This window comes from Blastocatellia bacterium, from assembly GCA_016713405.1.
In the GTDB taxonomy this organism is placed as follows: Bacteria; Acidobacteriota; Blastocatellia; order Chloracidobacteriales; family JADJPF01; genus JADJPF01.
In genome coordinates, this window is record JADJPF010000007.1 from 250,316 (window position 1) to 274,471 (window position 24,156).

The 24,156-nt window shown below is 34.8% G+C and carries 23 protein-coding genes and 1 tRNA gene; 12 read left to right on the forward strand and 12 right to left on the reverse strand.

The genetic code is table 11. From position 1 onward, the window contains the following. The first annotated feature begins 11 nt into the window (after positions 1-11). Positions 12-3,104, forward strand: coding sequence for a hypothetical protein (locus IPK14_11520; GenBank protein MBK7994016.1), 3,093 nt, complete (start codon positions 12-14; stop codon positions 3,102-3,104). 173 nt (positions 3,105-3,277) lie between these two features. Beyond that, a complete protein-coding gene (locus tag IPK14_11525) occupies positions 3,278-6,286 on the forward strand; it encodes a TonB-dependent receptor (GenBank protein MBK7994017.1) in 3,009 nt (1,002 codons plus the stop codon). A gap of 70 nt (positions 6,287-6,356) precedes the next feature. On the opposite strand, the gene IPK14_11530 is transcribed toward IPK14_11525, so the two are convergent. Beyond that, positions 6,357-7,193, reverse strand: a complete 837-nt coding sequence (locus IPK14_11530; GenBank protein MBK7994018.1) for a hypothetical protein — start codon at positions 7,191-7,193, stop codon at positions 6,357-6,359. 341 nt (positions 7,194-7,534) lie between these two features. On the opposite strand from IPK14_11530, the gene IPK14_11535 reads away from it, so the two are divergent. From IPK14_11535 to IPK14_11560, 6 genes are all read left to right on the forward strand, one after another. Continuing rightward, positions 7,535-8,485: a hypothetical protein gene (locus tag IPK14_11535; GenBank protein MBK7994019.1), complete on the forward strand. Its 951-nt coding sequence runs from the start codon at positions 7,535-7,537 to the stop codon at positions 8,483-8,485. 104 nt (positions 8,486-8,589) lie between these two features. Then, a complete protein-coding gene (locus IPK14_11540) occupies positions 8,590-9,942 on the forward strand; it encodes a hypothetical protein (protein MBK7994020.1) in 1,353 nt (450 codons plus the stop codon). A 132-nt stretch (positions 9,943-10,074) separates the two neighbouring features. Continuing rightward, positions 10,075-10,323: a hypothetical protein gene (locus IPK14_11545; protein ID MBK7994021.1), complete on the forward strand. Its 249-nt coding sequence runs from the start codon at positions 10,075-10,077 to the stop codon at positions 10,321-10,323. A 21-nt stretch (positions 10,324-10,344) separates the two neighbouring features. Beyond that, on the forward strand, positions 10,345-11,280 hold the full coding sequence (locus IPK14_11550) for a hypothetical protein (protein MBK7994022.1): 936 nt from the start codon (positions 10,345-10,347) through the stop codon (positions 11,278-11,280). Positions 11,281-11,368: 88 nt separating this feature from the next. Next, positions 11,369-11,854: a DUF721 domain-containing protein gene (locus IPK14_11555; protein ID MBK7994023.1), complete on the forward strand. Its 486-nt coding sequence runs from the start codon at positions 11,369-11,371 to the stop codon at positions 11,852-11,854. Positions 11,855-12,085: 231 nt separating this feature from the next. Then, the gene (locus IPK14_11560) at positions 12,086-13,822 is read left to right on the forward strand and encodes an N-acetylmuramoyl-L-alanine amidase (GenBank protein ID MBK7994024.1); all 1,737 of its coding nucleotides are present in this window, start codon (positions 12,086-12,088) and stop codon (positions 13,820-13,822) included. A gap of 2 nt (positions 13,823-13,824) precedes the next feature. On the opposite strand, the gene IPK14_11565 is transcribed toward IPK14_11560, so the two are convergent. Further along, entirely contained in the window at positions 13,825-14,493 is a 669-nt protein-coding gene (locus IPK14_11565; GenBank protein ID MBK7994025.1) for an SH3 domain-containing protein, read from the reverse strand. A gap of 38 nt (positions 14,494-14,531) precedes the next feature. Continuing rightward, entirely contained in the window at positions 14,532-14,822 is a 291-nt protein-coding gene (locus IPK14_11570; protein MBK7994026.1) for a hypothetical protein, read from the reverse strand. A gap of 230 nt (positions 14,823-15,052) precedes the next feature. On the opposite strand from IPK14_11570, the gene IPK14_11575 reads away from it, so the two are divergent. Beyond that, positions 15,053-16,711: a Zn-dependent hydrolase gene (locus IPK14_11575; protein MBK7994027.1), complete on the forward strand. Its 1,659-nt coding sequence runs from the start codon at positions 15,053-15,055 to the stop codon at positions 16,709-16,711. 77 nt (positions 16,712-16,788) lie between these two features. Here IPK14_11575 and IPK14_11580 read toward each other — a convergent pair whose 3' ends face one another. The 9 genes from IPK14_11580 to IPK14_11620 all read right to left on the reverse strand — a co-directional run bounded on the left by IPK14_11580 (position 16,789) and on the right by IPK14_11620 (position 21,315). Continuing rightward, the gene (locus IPK14_11580; protein ID MBK7994028.1) at positions 16,789-17,238 is read right to left on the reverse strand and encodes a 50S ribosomal protein L9; all 450 of its coding nucleotides are present in this window, start codon (positions 17,236-17,238) and stop codon (positions 16,789-16,791) included. A gap of 46 nt (positions 17,239-17,284) precedes the next feature. Continuing rightward, positions 17,285-17,515 carry a 30S ribosomal protein S18 gene (locus tag IPK14_11585; GenBank protein ID MBK7994029.1) on the reverse strand — a complete coding sequence of 77 codons (231 nt, stop codon included), beginning with the start codon at positions 17,513-17,515 and terminating at the stop codon, positions 17,285-17,287. 23 nt (positions 17,516-17,538) lie between these two features. Beyond that, complete coding sequence (gene rpsF / locus IPK14_11590) at positions 17,539-17,955, reverse strand: 30S ribosomal protein S6 (GenBank protein MBK7994030.1); 417 nt, start codon at positions 17,953-17,955, stop codon at positions 17,539-17,541. Positions 17,956-18,012: 57 nt separating this feature from the next. Beyond that, a complete protein-coding gene (locus IPK14_11595; protein MBK7994031.1) occupies positions 18,013-18,288 on the reverse strand; it encodes an aminoacyl-tRNA hydrolase in 276 nt (91 codons plus the stop codon). Positions 18,289-18,294: 6 nt separating this feature from the next. Beyond that, a complete protein-coding gene (locus IPK14_11600; protein ID MBK7994032.1) occupies positions 18,295-18,588 on the reverse strand; it encodes a peptidyl-tRNA hydrolase in 294 nt (97 codons plus the stop codon). A gap of 64 nt (positions 18,589-18,652) precedes the next feature. Further along, positions 18,653-19,279: a 50S ribosomal protein L25 gene (locus IPK14_11605; protein ID MBK7994033.1), complete on the reverse strand. Its 627-nt coding sequence runs from the start codon at positions 19,277-19,279 to the stop codon at positions 18,653-18,655. Positions 19,280-19,307: 28 nt separating this feature from the next. Further along, the gene (locus IPK14_11610) at positions 19,308-20,249 is read right to left on the reverse strand and encodes a ribose-phosphate pyrophosphokinase (GenBank protein ID MBK7994034.1); all 942 of its coding nucleotides are present in this window, start codon (positions 20,247-20,249) and stop codon (positions 19,308-19,310) included. A 61-nt stretch (positions 20,250-20,310) separates the two neighbouring features. Then, positions 20,311-20,384: transfer RNA gene (locus IPK14_11615), tRNA-Gln, on the reverse strand. Between the two features lie 40 nt (positions 20,385-20,424). Next, positions 20,425-21,315 (reverse strand): 4-(cytidine 5'-diphospho)-2-C-methyl-D-erythritol kinase, encoded by an 891-nt coding sequence (locus IPK14_11620; GenBank protein MBK7994035.1) that lies wholly within the window; start codon positions 21,313-21,315, stop codon positions 20,425-20,427. Between the two features lie 182 nt (positions 21,316-21,497). On the opposite strand from IPK14_11620, the gene IPK14_11625 reads away from it, so the two are divergent. The 3 genes from IPK14_11625 to IPK14_11635 are packed head-to-tail and all read left to right on the forward strand — an operon-like array spanning position 21,498 to position 24,063. Beyond that, entirely contained in the window at positions 21,498-22,619 is a 1,122-nt protein-coding gene (locus IPK14_11625) for a serine/threonine protein kinase (protein MBK7994036.1), read from the forward strand. Next, complete coding sequence (locus tag IPK14_11630; GenBank protein ID MBK7994037.1) at positions 22,546-23,049, forward strand: response regulator; 504 nt, start codon at positions 22,546-22,548, stop codon at positions 23,047-23,049. The genes IPK14_11625 and IPK14_11630 overlap by 74 nt, the downstream gene beginning before the upstream one ends. 6 nt (positions 23,050-23,055) lie before the next feature. After that, positions 23,056-24,063, forward strand: a complete 1,008-nt coding sequence (locus IPK14_11635; GenBank protein ID MBK7994038.1) for an SDR family NAD(P)-dependent oxidoreductase — start codon at positions 23,056-23,058, stop codon at positions 24,061-24,063. Positions 24,064-24,156 lie beyond the last annotated feature (93 nt).

The window sequence follows — 24,156 nt, forward strand, 5'->3', positions numbered from 1 at the left end:
GAGGGTAACTTATGATTAAATACTTTATTAAAAAATACTTTAAACCCATAGGACAGGATCAAAGGGGAGCAACTTTACTAATTTCTGCTTTGATCCTGGCTTTATTGACTGTTTTTGTTTCTACCGCTTTGATTAATACTACATCTTCTTCTATTAGCATAAATAATGATGCTGTAACAAAAAATGCTTTCTATCTTTCTTATGCTGGCCTAGAAAAGATGAGCAAGGAATTCTCTGATATCTTTACTGCTAATCTAGCTCCTTCACAAGCACAACTTGATGCAATTGTAAATAATGCAAAAGCTTTGGCTAATGACCCAAATCTAGCAAAAAATGGTACAGTTATTAATGCAAATATTAGAAACCGCAAACTTGTTGATCCAGAAATAGACCTTACCAACGGCCCATACTCGGGGTTAAAAGCTTTGCGAGAGGAATATATTTTTACTGCTACTACTACTACTGGAAGTGGTGTAACTGTACAGCTTACCCGTAGTTTATATAACAATTTAATTCCTATATTTCAGTTTGGTATTTTTTCTACTAGGCATTTAGAGTTTTATAATGGGCCTCCATTTAATTTTGGTGGTCGTATGCACTCTAACCGAGATGTTTATCTTACACCTAATAGTGCTACTAAGTTTGCTGATCGAGTGACAACCGTCGGACAATTTACTTATGGAAAATTAAGAAATGGTGCTGATAGAAGTCAAGCTGTTGGAAGTGTACAGATTTTCTTTCCTCCATCTTCTAGTTATAAAAATTTAACTTTAGGTAGTGTAGTAGGTGGCCCAAATACAACAATTGATCCTCGTCCAGGCCATCCAGTAGGGACATCCAATAAAACTTCTTTTGAGAACTTTATTAAAACTAATTTACCGGGACAAGTTTTCTTTAATGCCCCACCACTAAAACTACCTATTCAAAATACTAATAACCGACCTATAGAAATTATTCGTCGTGGCCTTCCAAGCGAAGATCCAACTACAAATATACTTGCTCAATCCCGTTTCTTTAATAAAGCAGGACTACGTATTAGTATTAGTGATCTTCAAGCTCAATTACCTGGTGGAAATGGTGGTGTTCAATTAGATGCTTCAAAAGATCCTATTACTAATGTTACTTATACAGATGGACGTTTAGGCTATAAACCACAAAGCCTAGGTGCTTATCAAGCTTCTCGAATCAATGGTCATAGGATGAAGGGCTGGATCAAAATTGAAACTGTTACACGATTAGACAATGGTTCTATTGTAGTTAATGATGTAACAAAAGAAATTCTAGCTTTAGGTGTAACTAGTTATGATAACACCAATGATCTTACAGAGTTGCGTAATGTTAAAAATGTAGATCCAGCAGATCCAGCATTACAAGCTTATGGTAATTTGGATGATAGGAAATCTGTAATTCGTCTTCAACGTGTTTCTATGCTTGCAACAACTCCAACAGCAACAGTTATTGGTAGAAGTGATGGAGGGTTTGCAGGTGCTTTAACAAATAACAATAGAAATAATTTAGTAGTTAATGGAGTAACTCAACTTAGTGGAAATGGTAATGGCGATCCTTCAAATCCGCTAATTACTGCTCCTTTAGTAGATAACATCCGTAACAAACCAGAAAATAGTGATACACCTCCAATTATTTATGCTGGTGTTACAGATAAGTTAATGAAAGATGGCATGTTTATTACCTACCCAATAAATATGTATGATCAACGTGAAGGTAGCCCATTAGATACAGCAGGCCCGGCCAATATACCTGTTAATGGTGTTATTTCTTTAGTTGATATAGATATGCAAAATCTAAAGAGACTTCTTACAGGTGCTTTTGATCCAGATTTTGCTGCTGGTGGATTTTCTTTCCGAGCCTCTAATATTGCTAGTGAAACAAATGGTTGGATAATTTATCTTTCTGACCGTCGCGGTGATAACTATGCAATTAACTTACTTAATCCAAACAATCCTCCTAACCCAGAAATGAATAATTTTGGTAAATATGACCATGAAGCAATTTATGGTAACACTAACACTGTTGTTGCTGGACAACGCAGACCTTATATTCCAGGTGGGCCAAATGAAACTTTATTTGAAATAGAAGATACTAATGACAACGGAACTATTGAATTTCCTTTTGTTGACTTAGGAAAAAATCTAATCAATACAGAAGGTGGTCTACCAAATGAATTTATTGATAGAGTAGACGCTATTACCAAAGGGCCTTGGCACCCAAATAGCAGACAAGGCTTAGCTACAGGGGCTCCTGCTAAACTACCTCCTCCAATAAATATTAGTGCTGCTGTGGAGTTATTCCGTAGTACTGGGGATAATGTAACTAATCTTACTAGAGTGCGCCTTGATGATAGTACAGTGGCATTACAACAAAGTCTATTTCGTCGTGGTGTTCGATTGTCAAATGGTACTGATTTAACCGCTTCTGGTACCAACTCTATTCCTAATAATAAAGGTTTAAATCTAAATCGTGGTATAACAATAGCAACAGAAAATCATGCCTATGTTCTTGGTAACTATAATACTACTAATGTAAAAAACACTACAGGAGCTACTGCAAATGTAGCTACAGATTACTTAGGCAATGAAGTTCCTGCTGCAATCATTTCTGATAGCATTACATTGTTATCTAAAGATTGGCGAGATTCTAATAGCTTTACCTCTCCTTATAATCAAGGTGGACGTGTTGCTGTTAGTACACAATATCGATTTGCTGCTTTTACTGGACGTGTACGAGATGGCCTATTTGTTGGTGCTACAGATACTGTTAAATGGGGAGTTAAAGGAACTAGTGGAGCAATTGGTACAGAACCAGATGATGTTCGCCTCTATGGTGGTGTACATAACTTCTTAAGATACTTAGAAGATTGGGGTAATGATAAACTAAGTTACTGTGGTTCAATCATTGATGGTTGGGATAGTTTCCAAGCCAATGGTAACTTTAAATGTTGTACTACAGTATATAGTCCTCCTACTCGTGACTATACATTTAATACAGCATTTACTAGTGTTGCTCGTTTACCACCAGGAACACCAAATCTACAATACATTCTCTTTACTAACTTTAGAGAAAATATTAACCCAAGTCAGTTTTAACTGATTTATTTAACAACTTAAACTCCAAAAGCTTTCAGCCACAGCAATAACTGTGGCTGAATTTTTATTTAGCTTTTGCTTTTTTACCAAACGTTACGTAGAATTTCAGTTAAATTCTATATAAAAACAAAATCTAAATTCAAAATAATATAACTAGAAGGAGATAAGCAAAGATGGCCTTAAAGGGTGTTCGTCTATTAATGACGGCTGTTATTTTGGTAGTCCTTTTGCTGTGTGTTAATCCTATTTATGCACAATCTAGCGGAGGTACTACATCTTCAATAACAGGTGTGGTACGTGATAATCAAGAAGGTGTTATTGGTGGGGCAACCGTTACAGCTAGAGATATAAAAACTAATCAAATTCGTGAAGTAGTTAGTGCCGAAGATGGTTCATTTTTAATTAATCAGCTACCTCCAAGTGAATATGAAATTAAAGCTAGTGCTGATGGTTTTTCTGGCAAAGTTTTTCAAACTACATTAGATATTGGTACAACTGGAGTCTGTAAGTTTACGTTACAACCAAGTACTGTAAGTGATGTTATAGTGGTAGAAGCAACAGGTGGAATTTCTGTTGAAAATAAAACAGAAAAAGCTACCAATATTGCAGTAGATGATATTGCTAATTTACCAATAAACCGACGTGACTTTTTAGACTTTACTTTAACGACTGCTGGAGTCACTCCAGACCGAGTTTCTGCTACAGGTGCTACTGCTAGTTCAGGTCTTTCATTTAATGGACAATCTGCTCGTAATAATAATGTTAGTATTGATGGAGTAGATAATAATGAGCAAGGAAATGGTAGTGTCCGAAGCACTTTTAGCCAAGATGCTGTGCAAGAATTTCAAGTTGTAGGGGCAAATTCTTCTGCTGAATTTGGACGCTCAATAGGAGGAATTGTTAATATTGTTACTAAAGGCGGAGGAAATGAAATACATGGAACGCTTTATAATTTCTTCCGCAATGATTCAATTAGTGCTAGAGATGCTTTTTCACCATTTAAGCCAGAATTTCGCCAATACCAATTTGGTAGTACATTGGGTGGGCCTATAAAAAAAGACAAAGCGTTTTATTTTGCATCTTTTGAAAGACTATCATTAAAACAAAATAATATCGTTACTATAAATGACCAACTTGTTCAATCAATACGACGGTTAGGAATACTTGCTACAAATGGCCCAATTCCTTTTTCAGAAAGTTCTTCACGTGTTTTAGCTAGGGCAGATTTTCAAGTTAGCCAAAATGATCGTTTAACAGTTCGTTATAACTATGGTGGTATTTACAATGGTGCGCGGCAAAATTTTGGTGGTAGTAGAGATGCTACTGCTGGCGGGATACTTGACTTAAATGATAATACTATAGCAGTTAATAATACATTTATTAATCCTACTAGTAATATAGTTTATGAGACTAGATTTCTATTTACCCGTAGAGACGCTGTTACTAGACCAATAGATGCAAATGGCCCATCATTAAATATATTTAGTGCCAATGGTTTAGTCACCGTGGGACGCGATCCATTACTCCCTACAACAGGTTTAACTCGTACCTATGAAGCTGTTCAAAATATTTCTTTTAGTAAAGGGCGACACCAATTTAAGACTGGACTCGATTTTCTTTTTGTTCGTATACCGGATGGAAAAATTTCTACACCAGTTTTATTTGGAGGTTTAGCAGTATTTACTCCATTAGATTTTTCTCAAGCTCTAGGCATTCCTGGGTTGCCTAGATTTACAGCAGAAGAATTTTTAGATCCAACCCGACGTAGTCCTGCACAACTAGCTTTTCTTGCTGCTGCTTCTGGAATACTACCTGTACAGTTTCCTGGTTTTCCTGCTGGATTACCTCTAGCACAACTACCTATTCCTCTTACTTTTCTACAAGGCTTTGGTAGGCCAGTTACATCAGTTGGTTATGATTATTATTCTGCTTATTTTCAAGATGATTTTCGTGTTAGGCCAAATCTACTAATTAAAGCTGGCTTACGTTATGACCAAGAAAGAATACGGTTTGCTCCAAAAAATAGTGGTAATTTTAGCCCTCGTCTAGCTTTTTTTTATAGACCTGGACAAAATGAACATTTAAGCATTTTTGGTTCTTATGGTATCTACCATGTTGCTACACAATTTTCTCCAGCTACTGTTACACGATTTCTTGATGGTAAAACAGTTGTAACACCTGTCCTACCTTTCCCATTCTCGATAATTCCATTTAACTTACCTGGCAGACGTTTTCCAGAAGGAACATCAGTTCCTTCACAAGTTGCTATTACTCCTCAACTTGCTAGAGATACTGTACTAGATTCTAACTTACGTAATGGTTATGCTCAGCAAGTGAATTTTGGTGTAAATTATGTATTTAATGATAAATATGGACTGTCGGCTAGTTATCAAATGGTTAGAGGGTTAAAAATATTTTTAGCTCGCAATATTAACCCTGTAGTGCGACCTGTACCAAATGATCCAATTATGAGTGCAATTACAGGTCGTGTAAACCCAACTCGTGGCGAGCTAATCAGCTTTGAAACCTCTGGAGATAGCTATTATCACGCAGGAACTGTAGCCTTTTTTGCTAGATTGCCAAAACGCTTTTCTGTTCTCACACACTTTACTGTTTCTAAAACTATAGATAATTATATTGATGCTCTTCGTGTTGATATTTTAGAGTTAAAAGACCCACTAAATCTTGGTGGTGAAAGAGCTTTATCCTTGCAAGATGTTCGTGGACGATTTGTATTTTCTGGTAATTATGATACATCTTCGCTTAAGAATCTTTTCCTACGAGATTTTTTAGTTTCTTCAATTATTACTTTAAGCTCTGGACAACCTTTTAATTTGTTAGCAGGTGCAGACTTTGATGGTAATGGTGATACAGCAGCACCAGCAGACCGGCCAGGTGCTATTGCACGTAATGCGGGACGCGGGCCAGGATTTGCCAGTGTTGATATGCGTGTTGCACGTTCTATTAGGGCAGGTGAAAATGTAAAACTTATTGGCTATTTTGAAGCATTTAACCTCTTTAATCGTCTTAATATTAGCGATGTAAATCGAGTTTTTCCACCCGGGCCAAACGGTTTTAACTTGCCACCTCAAGAGGATGGACGCTTTATTGCTACTCCAGATCGCTTTGCTGGAGCATTCCGCCCACGTCAACTACAATTTGGCTTCCGTCTTATATTCTAAAATTAGTTTCAAAATAAAAAGCTCTGCTTAAATGCAGAGCTTTTTATTTTTCTAGTAAAATCTATAAATTTTAATACTTTAAGAAAGTTTCTTCTGGGAAAGGTAATTTATAGCGAATTTGAGTGTAAAGAATTTCTTGAATTTGTCGGCCATTTTCAAAAAGTATTGATTTTGCAGGTACTAAAGTATTTTGAATGGGTCGAAAATCATAAAATGATTCTCGAAATTTTGTAGGCTTATCATTAGATAATGCTACTTCATATTCTAAATGTAAGATCCTATAAGACTTAGAGCTAATATAAAAACGTGTTTTAGAACCATCTCTATGAGTTAAATCTAGTAGTAAAGTTTCTATACCTACTATAGTTTCCATACCAGCACGTTCTAATGTGCTTTCTTGTTCTTTATATCGCAGTAATGCTTCATAGTTATGTACTAAGGCAGCAGAAAAGCTTTTTTCTGCACCCTCTTCAGGACTAAATCCTACACCATCACGAGCCGCCCAAACGGTAAAGCCATTAAAACCAAAAGTAATTTCTTGGTTTGGAAGCTTTACATCTATACGAGCAAGATCAGTGCCTTTAGGGTTTTTACGAGAAAATTTTTTAGTAATACGTCCTTCAATTTCTTTGTCATCTCCAAGTAGTTTTATGGTGCCTTCTTCAACACCGCTAGTGCGAACAAGTTCTAATTCTGCACGCCCACCATAAGAAATTATTACTACCTCAGCCAATTCTTCAGCAGTGAGTTTTTCTACTTTTTTCTCTTGATCAGTTTTTTTCTTTTCTTTTTTGTCTGTTTCTTGAGCTAATTGGTTAGCTTTCGTAACGTTAGGAGAAATAAAAGTGGCAGCTAAAAACATTGTTAAAATTAAAGAAGAAGCTATAAATGGCCTAGTTAGTTTCATTTGTAAGATTGTAAATCCTTTCTTTATGCAAAACCAAGATAAATTAAATGTATATTTTTTTAGAGATGCGAAAATAGTTGATAAAGATGTCAGTTCTTTTAAGTACCAAATTAATATTATACATAAGTGAGTTTTTTAGGCGAACATTTTATTGTCAACTAAATTATTTCTAAAGCTATTTTAGATTGACTTTAAGGCTTGCTATTAGTAATGTTGCAGATTACTTAATAAAAATTCCATTTCAAAATCATCTTTTCTATAAATTATTATAAGATTTTTTTTAACTAGTAATTAATCTAACACATTACAGCCATTCTAAGCTAAATTGGGAGGTAGCCAAAATGAAAATTGGTATCTTGGTAGGGAGGGAAAATACTTTTCCACCAGCACTAATTGATAGAATTAATTCTCTAAATAAAGGTGTAAAGGCAGAATATGTCAAGATTGGTGGTATTAGTGAAGTAGCTGATTGCCCCTATCGTGTGATTATTGACCGTATTTCTCATGAAATCCCCTTTTATCGTGCTTACTTAAAAAATGCAGCATTAACAGGAACTATTATTGTAAATAACCCTTTTTGGTGGTCTGCTGATGATAAATTTTTTAATTATTCCTTGGCTTCACGTTTAGGTGTAGCTGTTCCTAAAACTATGTTAATGCCGCAAAAAGCTTATAAAGAGGGTGTTGTTTCTGAATCACTAAGAAACTTAGAATTCCCTCTAAAATGGCAAGCTATTGCTGATTATATTGGCTTTCCTTCCTGGCTTAAGCCCCATGATGGAGGCGGTTGGAAAAATGTTTATAAGGTAAATAGTTTACAAGAACTAATACAAGTTTATGACCATACAGATCAACTTTGTATGACTTTACAAGAACATATTGCATTTGAACAATATGTTCGCTGTTATTGCATTGGTCGTCAACATGTTAGAATGATGCCTTATGATCCGAGCCGACCATATCCTACACAATATATTGATGTTAGCATTGAAGACTATATTGGTAAGGAACTACAAGAACGTATACATAAAGACTGTATTACTCTTTGTAATGCTTTAGGATATGATATTAATACTTTAGAATTTGCTGTTCGTGATGGCATTCCTTACGCAATTGACTTTATGAATCCTGCTCCAGATGCAGATTCTTTTTCTGTAGGCCCGGCTAATTTTGAATGGATGCTTCAACACGTCTCAGACTTAGCTATTCGCTATGCTTTAGAAGGTACTCCAACTGCTAAATCTATGAGTTGGGATAGCTTTATTAATCAACGTATCGCTGTAGGTGAATAGCTTAGATATTATCTAAAAACTTAAATAGGTAAGGAAAATTCTTCCTTACCTATCAGTGTTTATAGTGATATATAAGTAATATTTGGTAAGCCAAGGAGACAGATATGGAAAAAGTACGTGAAGCAGTAAACTACTATAATTCATTACTAGAGGAAAGCCCTAGTGTAATAAATGAGAGTAGAGATTTTCTTTATGAAAGAATCAAAGAGAAAAAAATGATTTTTGGGGGTCGTGTTCTTTCACCCTATATCCGTCCTCATTTTGTCTCACAAAAACAATGGGATTATATGAAAGATATTTGCCGTGTAATTTGGCAATGTATAGAAAAAATGGGCATAGCCATTAAAGCTAGTAGCGAACTTCAAGATGAATTAGGAGTTACAGAAAAAGAACGCGAACTTGTGCTTTTAGATTCAGGCTTTACAGGGGTTTCTGTAACCTCTCGGCTAGATTCTTTTTTAACAGAAAATAGCTTTCAGTTTGTTGAGTTAAACGGAGAAAGCCCAGCAGGAATTTCCTATTGTGAAGTAATGGGACAAATATTTATGGATTTACCCATAATGAAACGCTTTGCTGAAAAATTCCAAGTTACTCCTCTTTATGCTCGTAAAGATTTGCTAGATACATTGCTACGTGCTTATTCAGAATGGAGTGGAGCAAATAGTAAAAGTCCAAATATTGCTATTGTTGATTTACGTGGGCTTCCTACCCAATGTGAATTTGAGCAATTCCAAGAATTTTTCCGAAATGCTGGTTATACAGCAGAAATAGTTCATCCTGATGAACTTGAATTTTCTAATGGACGATTGCGACGTGGCGACTATGAAATAGATATTGTTTATCGTCGTTTACTAGTAAATGAATTTTTAGATAATTATGATATTTGTAAACCCTTGCTTGATGCTTATCGTGAACGTGCTGTTTGTGTTGTTAATTCTTTTCATGCCAAGTTTGTACATAAAAAAATGCTTTTTGGCTTGTTAACTGATGAAAAGAATGACCATTTATTTAGCACAGTAGAACGCCAAGCTATTCAAACACATATTCCTTGGACTCGTCGAATGTGTGAACGCCACACCAAATATAAAGACCAAGATATTGATTTAGTCAACTATGCTCGTAGTAATAGAGATCGATTAGTATTAAAACCTAATGATGAGTATGGTGGCAAAGGTATTTTTATTGGTTGGGAATCTGATGAAAGCCAATGGGATGAAGCAATTCAAACGGCATTAAAAGGGGATTATTTATTACAAGAGCGAGTAGCAACAGCAAGAGAAGTTTTCCCTTATTTTTCTGAAACTGGTGAAGTTAGCTTTTTAGAGCAGCTAGTAGATTTAGATCCATTGCTGTTTTATGGTGAAGTAAAAGGAGCCTTTACACGTCTTTCTAGCACATCGCTTTGTAATGTAACCTCTGGCGGTGGAATGGTTCCAACCTTTGTAATTGATAAATAGTTTGTAACCAATTAGAACTAATAGACGTTCACCAGATTGTGCAGTTTTAAGTTATAGATTATCAAAACTATCAAAATTACTTAATACGAAAACTTTAGCTTAAAGTAATTTAGTCAAGGAGTTTAATAAGTTATGAATCCCGTTCAACAACGCTTTATGATTTTCTGCGTATTTGTTGCTGTGATTATTGTTGGAGTAGCTTTATTAATTGGACGTGGCCTTACAGGAACAACTGTAGAGGTAGACTTAAATGGAAAAGCAAAAAATATTCAGGCAGAAAGAGCCGCCACTTTACAAGAACGCCTTGGAGTAGATGATGGGGCTTCAATAGCATTTATCTATGGTGCAGATATGGAGGGGAGTTTAGAAACTTGTGGCTGAAAAGCTAACCCGCAAGGGGGCTTGGCACGGCGTGCTAAGTATGTAGAATCTTTTAAGGAAAAATATAAAGATATACCAGTTTTACATGTAGATGTAGGGCATTTATTTAATGAAGAATTAGCAGCAGAAAAACCAGAAACACTGCGTGAAGACGCACTGCTAATGAATGAATGGATGTTAAAAGGCTTTAGCCAATTTAAGCTAGATGTAGTTAATTTTTCACGTCGAGATATGCTTTATGGAAAAGTTGTCTTGGACAAAGAAAAATATCAACAACAAGTAATATCAACCCCAATATTAGGAGATATGATTTCTGCTAATATTGTTCCTGCCCAAGATATCAATAAAATTACTCCTCTTAAACCTTATGTTATCCGTGAAGTTCAAGGAAACCGTCTAGGTAAGAAGGGTAGCTTAAAAGTTGGTTTTATTGGTTTAACTGAAACTTGGCCTGCTGGCACAACAGGTTTTGTTATCAATGAACCATTAGAGAAAATTAAGGCAGTAGTTCCAGAAGTAAGAGCTAAAGCTGATCTAGTAGTAGTCTTAGCTTATTGTACCTTAGGAGTTGCTAAGGAAATTATTAAACAAAACCCTGATATTGATGTTTTAATTGCTGCTAATGCTGTTGCTTTACCTCCTCCTCCTCAACGTGATGGAAAGACGATTTTTGTTTATAGCGTCAACCAAACCAAGAGTTTAGGAGAACTAAGACTTTATTTAGATCAAGAAGGTAAGGTTAAAGACTACCTTAACCGCTATATTGCTTTAGATAAAAATGTTCCTGATCAAGCGGATGCTGCTAAGGTTGTTGCTACAGCTAAAGCAGAAATAGATGCTAGTAAAGCTAAACTTCTTGCAGCAGAAGAAGAAGAGCTAAAAAGACTTAATGAGTTAAATAATACTAACCAAAAGTCTAATGCTACGGGACAACCCAATAAAGTTCCTTCTAATTAGTAGTAAACTTTTTTATTTAAAATAAAACCATCCAGATTAAAAAAGTGGATGGTTTTGTTTTTGATATTTCTTTTAGGTAATAAATTTTATGGATGCAATTATTAAACTAATTCCTTCAATGATAAAACAAGCAAATTATAGTGAAGAAATTTGTGAAAGTGCTAGTTTTGTTGCTTGGCGACTAGTTACAGGACATTCAATTACTCAAGTAACAACCCCAAAAAAGTTAATAAGAAAAACCTTACTTATAGCTGTTGTTGACCAAACATGGAAAAAAGAACTAGAAAAAATGTCTAGCCAACTACTTTTTCAAATTAATACTATTTTAGGTTTTCCTTTAATAACGGGATTTGACTTTTATATTGCTCCTACAGAAATAAAACCTAAGAAAATAAATAAATCTAAACTTCTGCAAAAAGACATTCCTGTTGATCCAGTTGTACTAGAAGGAGCAAGAAAAATTACTGATCCATCTTTGCAAGAACGCTTTCTTAATGTTGCTGGAAAATATTTACAAGCTCAAAAAGAACGAAATAAACAACTGGAAGAACGAAAAAATTATTTCCTTGATTAACTAAAATTAGCTAATAACCTTGTTACACAATATTTTAAGACTAATTAGTTGAAGTGTTGCTTTAAATATGATCTGCTTTTTTTTAAGACTTAAAATTTAATGCTCTTTGCAACTTATTGTTAATATTGGACTAAAAAAAGTAAAAATTTCTCTTTCTCTGCAAATTTGACATTACTTAGTCGTGGGGCCTAGAATTTGGCTAATAGGTTAGATTTTTAGGAGGCTACGTAAGTGAAATCACGCTACCGGTTTATTACTTTTTTTATGGTAATAGTCTTGCTGTTAACTCTTAACAGTAGCCCAGGTTTTAAGGCACAACAAAATAACAACACTATTTCTTTAACCAAAAAGCTTATTAAACAAGCTGACCTTGCTAACGAAAAATTACATAACCGCCCAATATCAGAACGTATTGAAACAGAATATTTAACTATTATTGAACTTTATCGTCAGGCATTAGTAGTGGACACAGAAAAACTTCAAGGTGATGAAGCCTTACTAGCAATGGCACAAATCTCTGAAGAAGCTGCATACTATTTACGTAAGCCACGTTATTACTATAATGCAGCTAGCTATTATCGTCAGCTTATAGATACTTATATACAAAGTCCACATAAAGCACGGGCATTGATTCGGATGGCAAAAATTTTAGAAAACCCTCCTTTTGATCCTCAGTTAGCCATAAATGCTTATTCAGATGTAATAAAAATTTTCCCTAATTCTGTAAGCGCGAGAGAAGCTAATGCTAATATTTCTCGATTGATTGATAACTTAAAAGCTACAGGAGCAAACTTGCAAATAGCAAATATTGCAAGCCTTGAAAGCAATCTTGAAAGGCAAATTACAGGAATACGCGCTTTTACAGGTGCAGATTATAGCCGCATTGTTATAGATTTATCTGCTCCTGTAACTTATGAAAAAGCACTAATGAATAGCAAGTTTCTTAGTGTTCAAGTCCATGAAGTTAAAGTGTTACCCAAATTATTAGATCAGCAACTAGAGATAGAAAAAGAAGGATTGCTAAAGGATTTTCAAATTACTGAATTTGAAAAAAAAGTACGTATTGACATAAAGTTTGACAAAATAGAAGACTATGCCATCTTTACCTTAAATAATCCTGATCGACTAATGATTGATCTTAGAGGTAAAGCTAAACCCACATTAGTTGATACTAGCTTATCTTTGTCTGATAAAGGATTGCCAACACTTGATGAAAAACCAACTCAAGCAGGGCTATCTTTGATGCGTGCTTTAGGGTTAAAAGTAAAACGTATTGTTATTGATGCAGGGCATGGTGGGCATGACACAGGTGCTTTAGGGCCAAATGGCTTACAGGAAAAAGATTTAGTTTTGGATGTAGCTTTACGTTTGCAAAAATTGATTAAGCAACAATTACCAGAAATTGACATTGTGATGACTAGAAATAAAGATGAATTTATTTCTTTAGAAGAAAGAACTGCAATTGCTAATTCTCAAACAGCAGACCTTTTTATCTCAATTCATGCTAATTCTGGTCAATCACTGGAAGCAAGCGGAATTGAGACATATTATTTAAGTATTAAAGCTAGTAAAGAAGAATTAGAAGTTGCTGCAAGAGAAAATGCTTCTACTGCAAGAAATGCTCATGACCTTCAAGCTTTATTACAAAAAATAGTTTTAGAAGACAAAATATTAGAATCAAAAGACTTTGCTCATGTAGTGCAACAAAGTTTAGTGACAGGTTTAAGGAAAATTGACAAAATGGCAGGGCTAGATCGTGGAGTGAAAAAAGCACCTTTTATAGTTTTAGTAGGTGCAAATATGCCTAGTGTCCTATCAGAAATTTCTTTTGTTAGTAATCCACAGCAAGCTAAACTACTTCAAACAGAAGGTTTTCGTCAAAATATTGCACAAGCTTTATTTAATGGTGTTAATAACTATGTTGACACCTTAAAAAAGGGTAATAACCTTACAGTTGCAACAAAATAAGTTTATTTTTTAGGCTTGACTACAGGTTTAGTTATAGGTTTAGCTTCTGCTTCTTTAGCCGCTTTCCAAGTATTAGTAGTTGCATCACCAGTTATTTTATAACGTATAGCAACAGGTTTAGATTGTTTATCTAGTAAATTTACTGTAAAAAGATATCCATCTGACTGAGATTCAACTTTAAGAGGATAGAGGCCATCTACTTGGGATTGAATTAATATAGATTTATAACCATGAGTTTCTAAATCCCAGGCTACAACATAAATTCGATCAAAATCTATTTGTGATTCTTTACTATAAGCATATTTATCTAAAATAATATAATTATTTTGAGTAACATTTAATTCTGGATCGGTAAACTCACCAAAGGAGTGCCAAGCAACAAAGCGGCGACCTGCACCAGGTAAAGCTAAAATTAAATCTGGTGGAGTAATTTCTATTGATTCAGCATAAACCCAACCAGCTTTTATTACAGGATTATCAGTTAAACGGACTTTATACCAACTATCATATTTTTTTTCTTGATCATTCTCATCTTTGCGCTCAACACGGGTTCTACCAACAATTTCTAATTTTGTTCCTGCTGCTAAAACAGTAGCTACTTCAGTGTCGCGGCCCGGTGTAAGACGCAGTTTAAGTTTATCTTTAGTTTTGCCAATAGCTTGTGTAGGAATGTCTTGCCATTCTGTTGCTAGTTTTTCACAATCATCAACTAGATCTTTTTAATTATCTGGTGAGATTCTAACCAGCCTTCTACAGGATTATCTTTCCCTATGCGAATATGAACAAAATCTTGATTATTTGCTGTACGTCTTTCTAAAATATCTACTAGCTCACCTCGCTTTACTTCTTTGATAGTTGCAGAGACTAAGCCCGTAGAGTTACGCAATTCAGCTTTTTCTACCACTACAACACCTTGTTCAACTTCTGTTGTTTGGTTTGGTTGGCAGGAAATAAAAACTAATGCAGTAAAAATGATAATAAATAGTCGGATTATTAACATTAGGTTAGGGTATCTGACCAGATAGTCAAGTGTCAAGATAAAATTTTCTTAAACTAAAGTCTAGGAAAGTGTTCTGAAATCAAGACTTATTGCTAAAACATATAAATAATTTAGAAAAATTAAAAAAATAGTAATTTTATTCTTACCAATTTATCACAATAAAAGCTAAAATTAATAGCCTCTTTTTAGTTGTCGTTAAATTAATTAAATAATTAAGGATAGTAAAATTAATGAGAAAATTATTACTTTGCTTTTGGGCAGTTTGTTTGATGATTAGCTTTTTTAGTGTAAAAGCAAGTGAAAGTAAAGGACTCTCTCATACAGAGCTAAAAATTTTACTGGCTAAATATGCTCCTGTCCCTTTACAAGCAAGCATTAAAGCTTTACCTGTTTCTGAAAAAAAAGCTTTAGAAAAAATGGTTGAAGCAGCACGTGCTTTAGACCTTCTTTATTGGAAACAACGCTCTAAGCATGGACTAGATTTACTAGCTAGCTTAGAAAAGTCTAACAGTGAGCTAGAGAAAGACCAATTACATTACTTAAAAATTAATTATGGCCCTTATGATAAAAGTGATGGAGATAAAGCATTTATTGGCACAAAAAGCATGCCTAGTGGAGCTACTTTTTATCCAGAAGATTTAACAAAAGAAGAGTTTGAACGCTATTTAGACAAACACCCAGAAGTTAAAGAAGATTTTCAAAAAATCAACACCATTATTAAACGTGAAGGTGATAAGTTGGTAGCCGTTCCTTTTGAGGAGATCTTTCACTTAGAACTAACTAAAACGGCTAACGCATTACGTGAAGCTAGCAGATTAACCAGAAATGTAGCATTTAAGAAGTATTTAGATCTACGAGCAGATGCTTTGCTTTCAGGAACTTTTCGTAATAGTGATTTTGCTTGGATTGATGTTAGAGATGGATTTTTAGATATTGTTATCGGGCCAATTGAAGTTTATGACGATAGTCTTTTGGGGTTAAAGGCTTCTTATGAAGCTATGGTTTTAGTTCGAGATGTTGCAGCAAGTGAGAAATTAAAAGTTTTTGAACAAAAAATGGATAATTTACAGCAAAATTTACCTGTGACAACCGATCTACAACCAAAAGAAAAACCTACAGCTACACCAATTAGTATTTTTGATGTTGCTTATGCTGCTGGGGCAAGTAATGTTGGAGTTAAGACTGTTGCTGCATCGCTACCAAATGATGAAGTAGTAATCAAAGAAAAGGGTGCAAAAAAACTTTTTTATAAAAATATAATGCTTGCAAAGTATGAAAAAATTCTGCTTCCTATTGCTGAAGAAATGGTTGACCCTAAATTGCTTCCTTTTATTACTGATGAAGCTTTCTTTAACAATGTTTTAGGACATGAATTAGCCCATACTTTAGGCTTAAAATTTGTTCGTAAAGAAGGAAAAGATACAGAAACAGCTATCCGAATAGCATTAAAAGATACCTATTCATCAATTGAAGAAGCAAAAGCAGATATTGTTGGTATTTATGCTGTTAGTTATTTGACTAAAAAAGGTGTTTTAACTCCACAACAGGAAAAACAATCTTTTGCAACTTATTTAGCTGGTACATTTAGATCTATTAGGTTTGGATCAGGCGATGATCATGCACGCGCTAATATTATTCAATTCAACTATTTGCGAGAACGAGGAGCAATTACTTATGATGAAAAAACAGGTCTTTTTGGGCTAGATTTTGATAAATTCCGAGCCTCAATAAGATCTTTATCAGAGTTTTTACTTACTGTTGAAGGACGTGGTGACTATGAATCTGCTCGCCAAACTTTAGATAGACAAGGGAGATTAGATAAAGCAACAGAAGATAACTTAAAAAGACTAGATAAAATACCTGTAGATATAGAATTTATTTTTAAGTAAAAAGAATTGCCCGACAAATATTTGGTTTTGTCGGGCAATAACTTTCTTAAAATCAAAAAATAAAGTTTTAACTATCTTTAAGCATCTTTTTTGTTTACTACCACATTTACTACAGTAGAAACTTCACGATGTAATTTCACAGTTACTTCAAATTGACCTTCACTCTTAATAGGATCCTTTAAGACAATGCGACGTTTATCAACTTCATAGCCTTTTTTGGTCATTTCTTCAGCAATATCAAGCGCAGTAACTGAACCATAAAGAATGCCATGTTCGCCTACTTTACGCTCAAAGACTAATTCTAAAGATTTTAATGCTTCAGCTTTAGCAGATGCAGAAGCTTTTTCTGCTGCTTCGCGTTTAAGTAAAGATTTTCGTTGTTGTTCAATCATTTTTTGATTGCTAGGAGTGGCAGCAAGGGCGAACTTACGAGGTAACAAATAGTTACGACCATAGCCAGCTTTTACACGCACAATTTCACCGCGCGCGCCCAAGTTTTCCATATCTTCTAGCAATAATATTTCCATTGTTGCCATAATATTATTTCTCCACTAAATAAATATGTTTGCTACCTTACAGAGTAGTGTAGGGCAGAATTGCGATGTTACGTGCGCGTTTGACAGCTTCCATTAATTTACGTTGATGAATTGAACAAACGCCAGAAATGCGACGAGGTAAAATTTTTCCACGTTCAGGAGTATATTGTCTTAAAAGCTTTTCATCTTTGTAATCAATATAATCAACTCGATCAGAACAGAAATGACAAACTTTACGCTTTCTAATATATTTTTTTGGTACAGCCATATTTTTCCTTTCTTTCCTAATAGTTATTCATCTGAATCATCAGCCGTTCCCATCATTTGATTACCACCGCCACGGTGATCGTTCTTTTGTGGGCGTTTTAAGCTACGAGCTTGACGTTTGGCACGGATTTTTTCAACACGTTTTAGATCTTCATCAATTCTGACTACAATAAATCGTAGTACAAAGTCAGAATTAACTCTTAAACGGCGTTGAAGTTCAGCAATTTCTTTTCCGCTACCTTCAACTACTAGTAAGACATAAATGCCTTCTCGGAATTTACGACGGATTGAATAGGCTAGACGGCGCCGTCCCATACGTTCAACTTTGGTAACTTTACCGCCTTTATCTTTAACAACTTGCTCAAATTGAGCAATTAAACGCTCAACATCATCATCTGTTGCTGTTGGCGTAACAATAAATGGTACTTCGTAGATTCTCAATTTTAATTCTCCTTATGGATATAAAGCCCCAAAGCTTATTTGTTTGGAGCAAGGAACTTAAGAAACAGTATCTCGGTTAGCAAATGCCAAGGTTTTATCATTACCTTCTTTTAGCCAAAACATTACAGCTTCTTCTGCACGTTCTAGCATTTGGTTAACCAAATCAACTTCACTTTTTTCAAAGACCGACAAAACAAAATCTGCTAAATCTCTAATAGGTTCGCTAGATTTTATTCCTAAACGCAGTCTTGGGAAAACATTTGTGTGGATTTCTGCAATAATAGATTTTACTCCATTATGCCCACCTGCCGAACCATTAGGTCTAAACCTTATTTTTCCTCATGGCAAAGCTACATCATCAAAAATTACTAATAGTTTAGACTCAGTTTCTATTTTGTATTTATTGACTAAGCAGTAAACCGCTTTACCACTTAAATTCATAAAGGTTTGAGGTTTAACTAGTAAGCAATTTTGATTAGCTAGTGATACTTTTGTGACTTGTGCTTCGCAATCTGTTCGGGAATTAATAATCACACTAGCTTTTTCTACTAATCTATCAATCAAAAGAAAACCCAGGTTATGGCGGGTATTTTCATACTTGCGTCCTGGGTTTCCAAGTCCAACTATAAGCATGCTTTTAACTTTTAAGCTTTACTTGACTTAGTAAAGCAAAACACTTAAGAGAAAAATAAGAAACTTATTTTTCTTCTTTACCTTTCTTAATTACTTCTGGCTCAGCTAAAGGTTCAGAAACAGTTTCTTCACGTGGTGCAAGTACTGAAGCTACAACTTGATCTGGATTGTTAAGTACACGCAAGCCTTCTGGAACGCTAATATCTTTAACTGATATATGTTCGCCTAATTGAAGATTGCTAACATCAACACTAATATGCTCAGGAATATCTGCTGCAAGACACTCTACAGATAATTCTCTAAGATTATGCTCTAAAATACCACCACCTATTTTTGTACCAGCAGCTTCGCCAACCAATTCAACAGGAACATTTACATTTTGTTTTTCTGTTAAAGAAATACGATAAAAATCAGCGTGCATAAGCTTGCCAGAAATCGGGTGTATTTGCCAATCTTTGATTCTTACAGTAGTTGCATCGTGTCCAGGAGTTTGAAGATTAAAAATAGTGTTATGGCCTGATTCTGAACGTAAAATTCTGGTTATTTCTTTAGCATTTACTATTACAGAAAGAGGATCTTTTTTATCACCATATATTGTAGCAGGCATTAAACCGACGCGGCGCAATCGGCGTGATTCTGCTGAACCAGTATTGTTTCTAAGAGAAGCTTCAACAGTAATATCTGAAATCATGTTCTATTCCACCCTTACATATAAATCATTAAATAAAAAACTTACTTATGGAAGTTTCATCATGAATTGATTTAATTCCTTCTGCTAAAAGTTTTGCTATGCTTAAACAAGTAATTTTAGACGACTCTAAAACAGCACCTAAAGGAACAGAGTTGGTGACAACAAGCTCTTTTATTGGTGAAGCTTCCAGACGTTTTAGTGCTGGGCCAGATAATATTGCATGTGAGCAACACGCATAAATATCCTCTGCTCCAGCTTGTTTAAGTGCTGCTGCTACTTGAGTTAATGAACCAGCCGTATCTACCATATCATCAATAATTAATGTATTACGACCGCGTACATCACCAACTATATTCATTACTTCCACTACATTAGCACGGTCTTTTTCACGTCTTTTATCTGCTAAGGCTAAATCCGTATTAAGACGTTTTGCATAAGCACGCGCACGCTCGGCCCCACCAGTATCAGGAGATACAACTATTAGGTTAGGGATTTGCTTTTTCAAAAAATAATCAACAAAAACAGGTGAAGCAAACAAATGGTCTACAGGAATATCAAAAAAGCCTTGAATTTGGCCTGCATGTAAATCCATTGTTAAAACTCGGTTAGCTCCAGCCGCTACAATTAAATTTGCTACTAATTTAGCTGAAATTGGTACTCTAGGCTTATCTTTTCTATCCTTACGCCCATAACCATAATAGGGAATAACTGCTGTAATTCGATCTGCTGAAGAACGTCTTAACGCATCCAACATAATAAGCAGTTCCATCACATTAGCATCTACTGGGGGACAAGTAGGTTGGACAATAAAAACATCCATACCACGAACATTTTGCAGGATTTGAAAATTAAATTCTCCATCACTAAAGCGAGACGTATTTGCTTCCCCAAGATGGATCTTAAGATGACGACAGATTTCCTCTGCCAAAGGTTTATTTGCATTGCCGGAAAAGACCAGTAGGCCACCCACCTTAAAAACTCCACCATATAGACGAGATTTTCAGCTAAGATTTTTAGCTATACAAAAACGATGGCTGGGAGGCAGGGATTCGAACCCCGATAAGCGGCTCCAAAGACCGCTGTCCTACCATTGGACGACCTCCCAGCAATGCCTGTAAGCAGGCAAAACAAAAACTTGATTTTCACTAATCACTTACTTTAAGTATACTTTGTTGGTATTCACTACGCGAAATTGTGCGGGATTTGATTACCAACCACTCACATTTATTTAAAGTCTCAAAAGCTTGTTCTAAAAGTAAAGCTGATGGAAAAACTGCCCAAACAGTAGCACCACTACCAGACATTAAAACAGCTTTAGCTCCAAGTTCTGTTAGCTTTATTTCAATAGTAGCTATTTGAGGACAAATAGCTTTAGCCATTGGAGAAAGTGAGTTTTTAATTTTAGCAAATAACGTTTCAGCGGATGTGAAAAAGTAAGTTGCAAGTGTACTCATCTGATCTTTGTTTGTCAAGCGGTCAAATTCAGAATATACGCGGGAAGTAGCAACTTCTTGCCTGGGATTAACTAACAGTAAATAAGGAGCATCAATGTCTTGTTGAGCCGTTATATCTATTCCACGCCCTTTCCCCCAGGCCGTGCCACCAAGAATAAAAAAGGGTACATCTGAACCTAGCTTAGCAGCTAAAGAAAGTAGCTTTTCTTGGCTTAAATTCGCCTTCCAAAGCTGATTTAAGGCTAAAAGCGTTATTGCTGCATCAGCACTACCGCCACCAAGTCCACCACCTAGAGGAATAGTCTTTTTTAATTGAATACTAACACCTTGTTTTCTATCTAACTCATTTACAAGTAGATCAGCCGCTTTAATTACCAAGTTTTTATTATCTATAGGTAAGTTAGCAGAAAAATTTGGATCAATTATTTTTAATGAAATATCTTTAGATAAACTAAATCTAAGTTCATCATAAAGATCTATGGTTTGAAAAAGCGTAGAAAGTTCATGATAGCCATCTTCACGCAAGCTACCTACTTCTAATAACCAATTAATTTTGGCATATGCACGGGCATTAATAATCATAATTTACTAAGATGTTTACCGGAATAACTTTAAGAACTTAGGTTTTTTAGACTTTTATTTCGATCAAAAAGCATTTAATCTATCTTTTAATAAGCTTTTAGCAAGTCAACTATATTATTTATTCACTGGGCTTTCTGCAAGAAAGCTATGCCCCAAATAATTTTATTTATCAAAAAATAAAAATGAAAGAATGTCCAACATGCCGTACTTGCTATGAGGATGAGTTATTATGCTGTCCCAAAGATAGCCAGGATTTATCTAACTCGCTACCATGGCCCTTGGTAATAGACAATAAATATCGTCTTAACTCCCTAATTAGTCGGGGGGGAATGAGTGCTGTTTATCATGCTACACAAATAGAGCTTGCTAGATCGGTAGCAATTAAAATCCTGCTTCCTACAATGATGGTTGATCAATCCGCACCAAAACGCCTTCGCCGTGAGGCTTTAGCCTCTTCACGTATAGACCACCCTAATGTTGTTACTGTTTATGATTACGGTACATTACCATGTAATGCTGGCTATTTGGTAATGAAATTATTAAAAGGTAATTCATTAAGTAGAGAGTTGAGATTACAAAAAGTTTTTTCTTTTGAACGAATACTTAACATTACATTTCAAATTTGTTCAGCTATTGAGCTTGCCCATCAATTAGGTGTAGTACATTGCGACTTAAAACCAGAAAACATTATTTTGGAAGACTCAGACTTTGTACAAATACTTGATTTTGGTATTGCTAAACTAAGCGAGCAATTAGTAGGTATTACATTATCAGGAATTATTTTAGGCACTCCTCTTTATATGTCTCCAGAACAGTTTGAAAGCAGAGAAGTTGATTTTCGTACAGATATATACTCTATAGGGATTATGCTATATGAAATGTTAACAGGGCAAGTTCCTTTTAATGGTGGAACACCATCAGCTATAGCTAGACAACATTTATTAAAACCTGTTCCTTCTCTAAAAGAGTTACGGTCAGATATTACACCAAAATTAGAAAAATGTGTTTTAACATCCTTAGCCAAATCTTGTGAAATGCGCCAACAGTCGGCTTCACAGCTTATAGATGAACTTAAAGATGCAGCACAGGAATTAGCTTTTCTTGGAAAATTAGACCTAGATACATTGCCTCAAATAAGTCGTAAGACTCAAAAATTTAAACTTCGCACTTTTGTAGATGAAAATATTTTAGAAACTCCAACACTTTGGCAAAAAACAAATCCTCCAATTAATGTTACAGAATCATTTTCCCAAAAAAAAGACAGAAGAAGGAATAGCCTTAAATACAGAACAGTGGCAAGATAGGCTTCTAGAAACTAGTGAAAATACTAGTTTACATGACCATACAGTTTTAATTGTTGATGATGAATTAGGGATTTTGTTATTACTACAAGAAATTGTAGAAAATATGGGTTGTCATACAATGACAGCTAAAGATGGGCGCATAGCATTAAATTTAATCAAGCAAACCCGTCCAGATTTAATAATCTCTGACATTATGATGCCTGATATTGATGGATATAAACTTTACGATATTTTACAAGCAGACCCAGAATTAAGTAAAATACCTTTAATTTTTCTTACAGCGCGTACTCAAAGACAAGATAAATTACAAGCTTTAGCCAAAGGTGTAGAAGATTATTGGACAAAACCTTTTGATGTAACTGAAGTAGAGTTAAGGCTAAAGCATATCTTAAAAAGAATTAGCAGGATAAAACTGCTGGAGAATAAATAAAAAGCTATGGATATATCAGGCAAAACAGTTTTAGTTACTGGTGCAACAGGTTTTATTGGACATCGGTTAGTTGAAATTTTAGCTAAAGAAGAAGGTGCTAAAGTTCGTGCTTTAGCGCGTAGTAAGGAAAAAGGCGATAAGCTAAAAGAAGCCATAGACAAACCAATTGAAATAGCTATTGGAGATTTAACTGATCTGCCTTCATTAAAAAAAGCTAGTCAAGGGTGCGAAGTTATTTTTCATTCTGCTGCCTGGGCCAGTGACCGAGGTAGTCGAGAAATGTTTTATCAAGCTAATGTTGAAGGTACAAAAAATATTGTTATTGCAGCACAAACAAATAATTGTCAACGATTTATACATATTAGTAGTATTGCTGTATATGGATTTAATCCTAAAGATGGAACTGATGAAAACTCTGCTTTTGACCCTGAGAGTGGACTTTATTCAGAAACTAAAGTAGGAGCAGAAAAAGTAGTTTTAGAAGCTGTTGAAAAAGAAAAATTTCCTGCCGTAATTATCCGCCCTGGTGCAGTCTATGGGCCTCGCTCAAGTGCATGGACTATAAGACCAATAAAAGCAATTAAAGATAATAAAATGTTTTTAGTCGCTGGTGGTACAGGCTTATGTAATTATGTTTACATTGATAATCTAGTAGATGCAATGATAATGGCTGCTAAAAATGATGATGTGATAGGCCAAGGCTTTATTATTACTGATGGAAAAAGTACTACTTGGAAAGAGTTTTTTGGCTATTATGCAAAAATGCTAGGACAGGAAAAATTAAAAACACTTCCTTTTCCTGTTGCTTATATAGTAGCTTTAACAATGGAGTTAGCAGAAAAAATTACAGGAAAAAAAGCTCCTATTACAAGAAATGCACTGAATTTTCTTACTCGCCGAGCTACCTACAATATAAACAAAGCAAAACAAGTTTTAAGTTATACTCCTAAAGTTAATTTATCTGAAGGGATGAAATTGACTGAGGAATGGTTAAGAAAAGAAAAACTAATTTAAAACATTGTTATCTGCTAAATATATTTTTCTCGATAACTTATAAAAAACTGCTAAAAGTTTTTAATTAAAAGAAAAATTTTTCCGTTAAAATGA